This is a genomic window from Enterococcus camelliae (assembly GCF_042685105.1).
GTDB classification, from domain to species: Bacteria; Bacillota; Bacilli; order Lactobacillales; family Enterococcaceae; genus Enterococcus_G; species Enterococcus_G camelliae.
Window position 1 is genome coordinate 551 of the sequence record NZ_JBHUMO010000073.1, and the last position, 302, is coordinate 852.

The window sequence follows — 302 nt, forward strand, 5'->3', positions numbered from 1 at the left end:
TTGTCATTATAAAAAGCTGGTTTTGATTTCTTTCTTGACTTGAAATGTGGCTTTTCAGCCTTTAAACGACTTTTATCTGTCATACCATCAAACCACTTTTTGTAGGCATCACATGCATCTTTTACAGCTTGCTTGGCTATATTGTTTGATACGTGATTCAACCAAGCGTATTTAGGACGTTGCTTCATTTTTGTGATATGCTTTCGTAAATCGTTGTTACTGATGAACTTTCTGCCGAACCGATAGTTCATTTCTTGCATTTGTAACGTCCAGTTGAAAATCCAACGTGCAGTACCAGCCGA

The 302-nt window shown here is 37.4% G+C and carries 1 pseudogene; it reads right to left on the bottom strand.

Features of this window, described 5'->3' with window-relative positions:
* Positions 1 to 260, bottom strand: a pseudogene (locus tag ACFSR0_RS11895) (RNA-guided endonuclease InsQ/TnpB family protein); the annotation flags it as partial.
* Positions 261 to 302: the final 42 nt, after the last annotated feature.